Below are 9,208 nucleotides of genomic sequence, written 5' to 3' on the forward strand. Positions count from 1 at the left end.
CCTCGTTAATCGTGCAGGTCGGCCTGCGTCTCGACCGGGTCGATGAGCACGGCCTTGCCGCGACGGACCATCAAGTCGAGGATTTCTTCCTGCTTTTCGCCCAGGATGCCGGCGAAGCTGATGCCGGAAGACTTGGACGGGGCCAGCAGTTCCACCCGGTAGAGTTCCACGCTCAACGGCGAGTCGATGGACAGCGGGGCGGAACCGTTGCCGGCGAGCTTGCCGCCGACCACGATCATCGAGACCTGGGTGTCGAAGGGGTCGAGTTCGATGTTGCGGTCGGTGTTGGACAAGTCCTTGATGTGGCCGTACACGCCGGACAGCTTGTTGCCGGCCGAGAGGTTCTCGTACAGGCGGATGTTGGTACTGTTGCGCAGGCGGATGCCGTGGCGCTGGTTGGCCAGGACCTTGTTGCCCCAGATGAGGTTGTCCGAGCTTTCATACACCGTGATGCCATCGGAATGGTTCTGGTAGATCTCGTTGTAGGCCACCAGGTTGTTCACGCTGTTACGGTCGAGGACGAGGCCGGAGAGCTTGTTGTCATACGACTTGTTGTTGATCAGCCAGCTGTTGTTCACCTCACGGGAGATGATGATTCCGTGTTTCTTCTTGGTCCCGAACACCGTGTTTTCGGCGATGATCAACCGCTCCGAACGGTCGTGCGGGTCGATGCCGTAGACGATGTTGTCGCGGTAGGTGTTGCCTTTGACCACCACGTCTTCCGCTTCGTAGCAATAGAAGCCGTACCAGTGGTCGACGAACTCCGAGTCGATCAGCCAGCCGGTGGGGTGCGGGCGCTTCAGGCGTGCCTGGGTGCCGGGCGTGTACTGGGTGATGGAGACGCCGTAGGACTTACTCTTGTTGTAACCAAGGCTGGTGATGGTGCTGCCGACGATGTACAGCTCGCTGCCGCCCCAGGACACCAGGAACGGGCGGAAGTCGTCGGGCTTGCGGAATGTGGCCGGGCCATTGGCCGCCTCGCGCCAGGCGGTCACCTTGGTGTCGGTGATGAACATCATGCCGTCGTTGACCAGGAACGAGCCGCGCTCTTCGGAGAGGCGCAGTTCCTTGGTGTCCTTGTCGATGTGCAGGGTCGCACCCTGCGCCACGACGATCGGCAAGCGGGCCAGGTAGACACCTGGCTCGACCTCCTCGAACTGGTTCTTCGGCAACTTTTCGGCCAATTGGCTCAGCTTGACGTAGCCACCTTCGATGAAAATGGCATGCGGCATACCGCGCTGGCGGGTGATCCACTCGCGCAGACGCCCGCTACCGCCGGTGAAGTCCTTCAGGGTGTCCTGTTGCAACATCCGGCGTACCACCACCTGGCCCGCCTTGCTCCGGTCGATCTTGGCGTTGACCGCCTCGGCGGTGTAACCGCTGAGGTCGGGGAGCTTCGGCGGATCGAGGTGCAGCTGTTCGACCGGCGCGGTGGTGACGGTGTACGTCTTCGCCTGCTGCAACTCCTTGGTCTTGTCGGTCTCTTCGGCCTGGGCTTGGGCCTGCGCCTGGGGAGCCGCGGCCTCGTTGGCCTGCGCCCAGGCGCCGCCGAGCAGCAAGGCACCGGTGAGCAGGTGCCTGGCCAGGGGTTGCAGTGGGAATCGTGGGCTGTTCATCGTCATTTCCTCTTCACGCGCCGGTCGCATCAGAAACGCCAGATGAAATCGACGAAGGCGCGGTGCATGACCGAATCGGCCTGGCTGCCATACGCATCGCCGGGGAAGAACAGGCCGCCGCGGAAGCGGACCAGCGCGGAACGCTCGTCGATGCTCTGACTCATCGACGCCGGCAGCAGGCCTTGTTTGAAGTAGCGGGTCACCACCAGGTCGACTTCCTGGCCGATGTCCTTGTCGTCTTCCACCAGCGCGGCGTTGACGCCGGCCTGGCCGATCGACTGGTCCGAGTCGACGCGCCAGAAGCGGTGGTAGACCAGGCTGGCGTCGTAGTCTTCGCGCAACGTCCAGGAGGTGAAGGCGGTGACCGATTGCAGGTTGCTCAGCTCGCCGCGGAAGGCCTCGCCGAAGCGGTGCAGGCGCGACTGGGTGCCGGTGAAGTTGGAGCGGTTGCTCTCCATGCCGGTTTGCACGAACTGGTCGGAGCCGTCATCGCCGCCACCGCTGCCGCGGGCATAGGCGCCGCCGATCTTCCAGTTCTGGTCGATGGTCCAGCGCAGGCCGAGGTCGATGGCCCAGGCGCTGACGTCGGCGTCCTGCTCGCCGGTGACCACGCGCTGGCCGTTCACCGCACCTTCGGTGATGGAATCGCGCTGGCCGGTGAGCCAGGTCAGTTGCGCCCAATAGTTGAGCGGCATGGTGGAGCGCGGGTTGAAGAACTCGCCGTCGGCATTGATGCCGAGCCAGGTGAGGTCGCCCTTGTAGGTCTTGGTCAGCTCGTCGACTTCCTCGCCGACGTTCGGCAGGTCGCCGTCATCGCGGCTGTGGTGGGCCTTGAGGCCAACCCAGTGGCCGGGCGCGAGCTGGGTGGAGATGCTGCCGAACAGGTGCTGGCGGTCTTCATCTTCCGGCGCCAGGTCGTCGAGATCGGTGCGGTAGTCGGAGAAGCGCTCGGCCACGCCCAGGTTGGCGCGCAGCAGGGTGGTGTCGAAGGTCCAGTTGAGGGCTTCGATGTTGGTGTCCCACCAGGTGCCTTCGTCGCTGCGCACGCGCTGGCGGCCGAAGCGCAGGTGTTCGCCGGGGTAGGCGGTGAGGCCGGCGTAGTCGACCCAGAACTCGCGCAGGGCCAGGTAGTTCTTGTCCGGCTCGCGGCGGTTGGAGGTGCTGGTGGTGTCTTCCTCGGTGTTCTCGGAGATCGGGTCGGTTTCGACGATATCGGTGGAGGCCACGGCCTGGGCCATCACGTAGGCGCTCCAGTTGCCGCTCTGGCCATACAGCCAGGGGCGCAGGTCGAGGGCGAAGCCGTTCACGTCGCCACCGTCGCGGGTGCCGAGGTCACGGTCGTCTTCGGATTGGCCGGTAACCTTCACGTCCAGGCCGAAGTTCTTTTCGGCGTCGTAGGTTGCCGCCCAGGCGGGGGCGCTGGAAATCAGGGTGACGCTCAGGCCCAATCCAGCACCGATCCACGGGTTCTTCTTCTGATTCTTCTTCATCGCGTGTTCCTTATTGGGATTGCATGGCTTGCATCTGCACGGATTCGAGCCAGGCGGTTCCACGAAGCTGCTTTTCCTGGCGCAGCAGTTCGTCGCCTCGGGCTCTCTCGGCAGGGAGCAACTGGGGTTCGAGTTCCTGCATCAGCACCTCGGCCTGAGGTGCGCCCCTGAGTATGGCCAATTGCCCAAAAACGTAAGCGTTCACGCGGTCGATCTTGATGCCGCGGCCTTGGGAGAACATCTGCGCCAGGGCGAAATCGGCGCTGTTCTGCCCACCCCGCGCGGCATACAGCAGGTGGTCCAGCGCTTTCTGCGGGTAGACCTTGCCGAGGAAGCCCCGGCGGTAGAGCTGGCCCAGGTAGTAGTGGGCGCTGAGTTCGGTTTCGGCGGCCTTGGTCAGGTGCTCTTCGGCCTTGAACGGGTCCATGGGGACCAGCTTGCCTTCGTAATAGAGCTTGCCGAGCAGCAGTTCGGCGCGCGGCTGGGCTGCGGCGCGACCCTGATCGAGGTACTCCATCATCTTGTCGGCATCGCCCAGTTCGGGGTACTCGTAGAGCAGCCGGGCCAAGCTGACCCAGGCGGCGGGGTACTTCGGGGCGATTTCCTCGAGCAGCTCCTGGGCAGTCTTCTCGTCGGTCTTGCCCAGCTCGGAGTTGGCCAGCACACCGGCGACGCCATCGACGCGGTTGGCCGATACCGTACCGGCGCGGTAACCGGACATCAGGCGCTCGATCAGGGCCTTCTGCTGGTCGGCCTGCTCGCGCTTCTGGTAGACGGTCGCCAGCTCGACGTAGCAGACGTCCATCTGGTTCAGCATGCGCTGGCAAATCTGCTCGATCTCGCCGAGGTGCTGGTCGTAGGTGCCCTGGCTGCGGTAGTAGATGACCTGGGCCATTTCCGCCTGCGGGTAGCCTTCGGCTCGCCACTGGGCGATGCGTTGCTGCAGGTTGACTCCGGGGAAGAGCTGCGGGTACTGCAGGTACAACATCGTCAGCGGCAGCAGGGCGCTTTGTTCGCCGGCCTCGAACGATTCGCTCAACAGTTTTTCCGCTTCCCGGCGTTCGGCGTCGCTGGCGTCCACCTTGGCCGCCAGGAGTTTGCCCAGGCGCGCCTTGGCACGCGGCGAGCTGTCCAGGGCGCTGCGGTAGGTCTGCTCGGCCTTGCGCAGTTGCTCCGGATCGCGGCTCGCCACCTGCAGGTCGGCGAGACCGACCGCAGCATCGGCATAACCCAGCTCGGCGAGCTGGCGGTAATGCCGTTCGGCAGTGGCGGTATCCCCGCGCTTGAGGGCTTCATTAGCCAGCTGCTGGTCCGGCAGGCTGGTACAGCCGGCCAGACCGAGCGCTGAAAGAAGCAGGATTTTTGTTGTGCTGTTCACCTGCGTATACCTCTTAGAAACCAGCCGCCAGTGCCTTGTCGATCAGCCAGTCGAAGGAGGGGCCGCGGTCGATGGTCACTTCCACCGGCTGGCCAGCCAGGGCGCTGTCCAGCGGCTGGTCGGGCTGGATGGTCACGCGGATATCGGAGGACAGGCCCCCTTCGAGCAGGGTGCTGCTGACGATCTGGCCATGACGCGGCTCGTCTTCTCCGGCGACCATGAAGCTGACGCGGGCACCCGGCTTGGCCTGGGCAAAGTTGCGATAGGGGAAGCGCGCCTCGACGGTGGCGTTGCTGTCGCGCGGCACCAGTTCGAAGATCACCTGGCCCTTGCTGGCGTACTGGCCATCGGCGACCAGTTGCTGGGCGACCTTGCAGTCGCACGGGCTGGTCAGGGTGCCTTTCATCTGCTGGCTGAACAGTTGCTCGACGTTCTTCGGATTGAGCTGCTCTTCGTTCAGGTGACCCTTGAGCATTTCCAGCATGGTGGCGGAGAAGGAGGCGATCGGCGCGCCGTTCTTGACGATGCCGTCCGGGCCCACGAGGCTCTGCACCGTGCCTTCGCGCGGCATGGTCACTTGCATGCTGGGCACGCTGACCTGGCCGGATTCGGCATGGGTGACGAAGTACAGGCCATACAGCTGCTTGAGGATCAGGGCGAAGGCACCGAGGCCGACGATGAAGATGCCCAGGCTGAAGGTGACCGCGCGCAGGCGGGCGATGACGCCCATGCCGGAGCCGCCGTCCTTGTTCTTGCGGGCCTTGGTGAAGTTATCGCGCTGCAAGGTGCTGAGCAGGTCGCCCAGGTTGACCAGCTCACCGGACAGGTGGGCGGTGATCAGGTGGCGCAGCGTGGCGATCTCGCGCGGTTTGAGGTTCTGGAACTGGCAACCGATGCGGCCGCTGTCGAAGTCCACCGAGCGGACCTGGAACTCGACGTCGATGGCCAGGCCCAGGTTGTCGATCTGGAACAGCAGCTTGCCCTTGTGATAGTCGCCGCTGCGGGCCGCCTGGCCATTGCCGGCGATGAAGCTGAAGCCCCCGGCCGACAGGTCGATCAGGCGCTGCTCGACCACTTCGCGGTTGCCGCTGGCATAGCGGATCTTGGCGGGCAGCTTGACGCGCGCATGCTGTCGCTGGGCTTCGGATTCATGTACTACGTTCACGTTGACGGCTGTATTCATGGCTTCATACCTACTCGTTGTTCAAGGTGCCCTGAGAGGGCAGCAATCCGTTATGCCCGGTCACACCACCGTCAGCAGCACAGCGATGAACACGCTGGCGGCCGAGAAGGTCATGGCCCGTGACGACCAACTGTTGAACCAGCGCTGGAAGCTGGCGAGATCACGCGTGAGCTTGGTGTCCTGGCGGGTCCACGACTGCTGATCCAGGCGGAAGAACACGTAGACCTTCACCAGGGCGCCAACGATCTGGTTGTAATAAAGGATCGTGGGGTAGGCCGGACCGATGTGGTGCCCGGATGCAATGAGCAGGATGCTCAAGATCAGGCGGGTCAGACCGATCCACAGCAGATAGACCAGCAGGAAACCGATGCTGTACTTGAGGCTGGCGATGATCGCTACCGCCAGGCCCAGAAGGCACGTCCACATCGAGATGCGCTGGTCGAACAGCACCAGGCTGGTGAACCAGCCCAGACGTCGCGGCCCCAGGCGCAGAGCGCGCGAATTCTGACGAAGGTTGTTGCCGTACCAGCGGAACATCAGCTTGCGGCTGGCCTTGATGAAGCTCTTCTCCGGCGGGTGCTCCACGGTATTGATGGCGGCGTCCGGCACGTAGAAGGTGTCGTAGCCGAGGCGCATCAGGCTGTACCAACTGGATTTGTCGTCACCGGTGAGGAAGCGGAAGCGGCCCAGGCGCCAGTGCTCCAGATGGTCGGATTCCACGTCGGCGATGAACTCCGGCTCGGTGACCACCTGCGCGCGGAAAACCGACATCCGGCCGGTCATGGTCAACACGCGTTTGGACAGGGCCATCGAACACATGTTGATGTGCCGCTGGGCGAAACGCAGCTTGTGCCACTCGCTCATGATGTAGCCGCCGCGCACTTCGCAGAATTCGTTGGTAGTCAGGCCACCGACGTTCGGGAACAGCTTGAACCAGGGCACGGTCTTGCGTACCACGCCGGGAGTCAGGACGGTATCGCCATCGATCACCGCCACCACGGCGTGCTCGTCCGGCAGGTGCCGGGAAATGGCGCGGAAGCCGTAGGCCAGCCCGTCGCGCTTGCCGGTGCCGGGAATCCGCACGAAATCCAGCTTGACCCGCTCCGGTGGGTTCAGCTTGGCCCACAGGCTCTTGATCAGGAGTTCGTCGGACATCTCCACGATGGAACAGACCACGGTGGTCGGGTAGCCACAGTCGATGGCTTCCTGAATCACCGAGCCATAGACCTGGGCGGTGGTCAGGGCCTCGATGCGGAAGCTGGTGACCATCAGGAACACGTGCGACGGATCGGCGGCGCTGCCCAGCTTGCGTACCTGGCGGCGGTAGTAGGGGTACACCAGATAGAGGAAGATCAGCCCGCGGATGTAGTGCATGGCGCCCATGGAATAGCGCCAGATGCCGACTGCGCCGATGATGAACAGGAAGTGCTTCGAATCGGGATCGAAGACATCCCTGGGCAACGCCAAGGCGAGCAGCATCAATAAACTGACGTAAAGAAGCCAGCCGGTGGCCTCGGTAAGACCTTGCTTTAGCCTGTCCATATCTGCGTCCGTTGTTCTTTTCACGGGGGAGCACAGATATGGGCGGCGCTTTGTTGTTGTTTTGCGCTCGCCCTTCTGAGTCAGCCCGGTTGGGTTAAGGCAGGCTTGGAGTTACCAGCAGATGCCTTCAGTCGCACCGCGGGTCGCGTGCGGCATGAAGCCGATCAGGTCGACGACCTGCTTGCCCTCGGGTACCTGCTGCGCCAGGGAGGCGAATTGCTCGTCACCGTTACCCAGGACGATGACATCGGCGTTCTTCACCACTTCATCGAAGTCGGAGTGCAGCAGCGAGGAAACGTGCGGAATCTTCGACTCGATGTAGTCCTTGTTGGCGCCATGGACGCGGGCGTATTCCACGTTGCGGTCGTAGATGCGCAGGTCGAAACCCTTGCCGATCAACATTTCCGCCAGTTCCACCAGCGGGCTCTCGCGCAGATCGTCGGTGCCGGCCTTGAAGCTCAGGCCGAGCAGAGCGACTTTGCGCTTGTCGTAGCTGGAGATGATGTCGAAGGCTTTCTGGACCTGAGCCGAGTTGCTGCGCATCAGCGAGCCGATCAGCGGCGCTTCCACGTCCAGCGAGTTGGCGCGATAGGAGAGGGCGCGCACGTCTTTCGGCAGGCAGGAGCCGCCGAAGGCGAAGCCCGGACGCATGTAGTACTTGGACAGGTTCAGCTTGTTGTCCTGGCAGACCACATCCATCACCTCACGGCCATCGACGCCCACCGCCTTGGCGATGTTGCCGATCTCGTTGGCGAAGGTGACCTTGGTGGCGTGCCAGACGTTGCAGGTGTACTTGATCATCTCGGCGACTTCGATGTCCTTGCGGATGATCGGCGCGTCGAGTTCCTGATAGATTTCCTGCAGCATGTCGCCGGATGCGTCGTCCAGTTGACCGATGACGGTCATCGGCGGGAAGTTGTAGTCCTTGATCGCGGTGCTTTCGCGGAGGAACTCCGGGTTGACCGCCACGCCGAAGTCGACGCCGGCCTTCTTGCCGGAGCAGTCTTCGAGAATCGGGATGACGACGTTCTTGACGGTGCCCGGCAGCACGGTGCTGCGGACCACGACAGTGTGGCGCTGGCTCTTGTCACGCAGGGCCATGCCGATTTCGCGGCAGACCGACTCCATGTAGTTCAGCTCGAGGTCGCCGTTCTTCTTGCTGGGCGTACCGACGCAGAGCATGGACAGGTCGGTGTTGCGAATCGCGTCGGCGACATCGGTGGTGCCGCGCAGGTTGCCGGCCTTGATGCCTTTGCTGAGAAGCTCTTCGAGACCGGGCTCGACGATGGGGGATTTACCGTTGTTGATCAGGTCGATCTTGTGGGTGGAGATATCCACGCCAACAACTTCATGGCCGCGAGCCGACAGGCAACCGGCGCATACTGCACCGACGTAGCCCAAACCAAAGATGCTGATGCGCATCGCATTCACCTCATTCTTTTATCACGCCGTTACATATGGCGATTTTTTGATCGCCGTCGTTTGGGCGCTCGGTTCAATATTTCATTTGGCCGAACGCAGGCATAATAAGTCCGGAGCGCCGGGGAAATTGGCACTCAAACTGGGCATGTTTTAAAAACGTTGCCCTTATTTTTAAGAGGACGCTCCTTAAAGGGGCGTTCAGCCTTGCGAAGGCTCTATTTTGGGCTACTCTGTGGTTGTATCCCCCTTTTCCTTACAGCGTTTTTATTGCAGTTGATTTAAAGGGCGCCTCGGGTACCGCCGATGGGCCTTATATAAGAGACGGGATTTCCCTCGCTCGGTTGTAGGGAAATGTCGTCACGCGGTTATGATCATTTCCCTACCTCTAAGTTCCCACCATTCGTCCAGTTTGTGACACGGATTGAAATATGTTTGGAAAGTTACGTAATTGCATATTGATGGCAACTCGTGTGAAAGCCGGCGGCCGCAAAAACTGAGTGCAACACCTGACCTTTCCGGTACGGTGCTGCCCCTATGTCTTATTCCGAACTCAGCGTCGAAGAGCGCGCCACCATTC

The 9,208-nt window shown here is 62.3% G+C and carries 6 protein-coding genes; all 6 read right to left on the minus strand.

Going from position 1 to position 9,208, the window contains the following annotated elements; all coding sequences use genetic code 11:
• Positions 1-5: 5 nt before the first annotated feature.
• Positions 6-1,616: a mannuronan 5-epimerase AlgG gene (gene algG / locus BZL41_RS19845; protein ID WP_095600891.1), complete on the minus strand. Its 1,611-nt coding sequence runs from the start codon at positions 1,614-1,616 to the stop codon at positions 6-8.
• 29 nt (positions 1,617-1,645) lie between these two features.
• Positions 1,646-3,106, minus strand: coding sequence for an alginate export family protein (locus tag BZL41_RS19850; RefSeq protein ID WP_095600892.1), 1,461 nt, complete (start codon positions 3,104-3,106; stop codon positions 1,646-1,648).
• A 10-nt stretch (positions 3,107-3,116) separates the two neighbouring features.
• Complete coding sequence (gene algK, locus BZL41_RS19855; RefSeq protein WP_305884112.1) at positions 3,117-4,484, minus strand: alginate biosynthesis TPR repeat lipoprotein AlgK; 1,368 nt, start codon at positions 4,482-4,484, stop codon at positions 3,117-3,119.
• Between the two features lie 13 nt (positions 4,485-4,497).
• Positions 4,498-5,667 (minus strand): alginate biosynthesis protein Alg44, encoded by a 1,170-nt coding sequence (locus BZL41_RS19860; protein WP_095600894.1) that lies wholly within the window; start codon positions 5,665-5,667, stop codon positions 4,498-4,500.
• A gap of 60 nt (positions 5,668-5,727) precedes the next feature.
• On the minus strand, positions 5,728-7,209 hold the full coding sequence (gene alg8, locus BZL41_RS19865; RefSeq protein ID WP_095600895.1) for a mannuronan synthase: 1,482 nt from the start codon (positions 7,207-7,209) through the stop codon (positions 5,728-5,730).
• Between the two features lie 111 nt (positions 7,210-7,320).
• Complete coding sequence (locus BZL41_RS19870) at positions 7,321-8,631, minus strand: nucleotide sugar dehydrogenase (RefSeq protein ID WP_095600896.1); 1,311 nt, start codon at positions 8,629-8,631, stop codon at positions 7,321-7,323.
• Between the last annotated feature and the right edge of the window lie 577 nt (positions 8,632-9,208).

It is taken from the genome of Pseudomonas sp. PIC25, from assembly GCF_002286785.1.
GTDB lineage: Bacteria > Pseudomonadota > Gammaproteobacteria > Pseudomonadales > Pseudomonadaceae > Pseudomonas_M.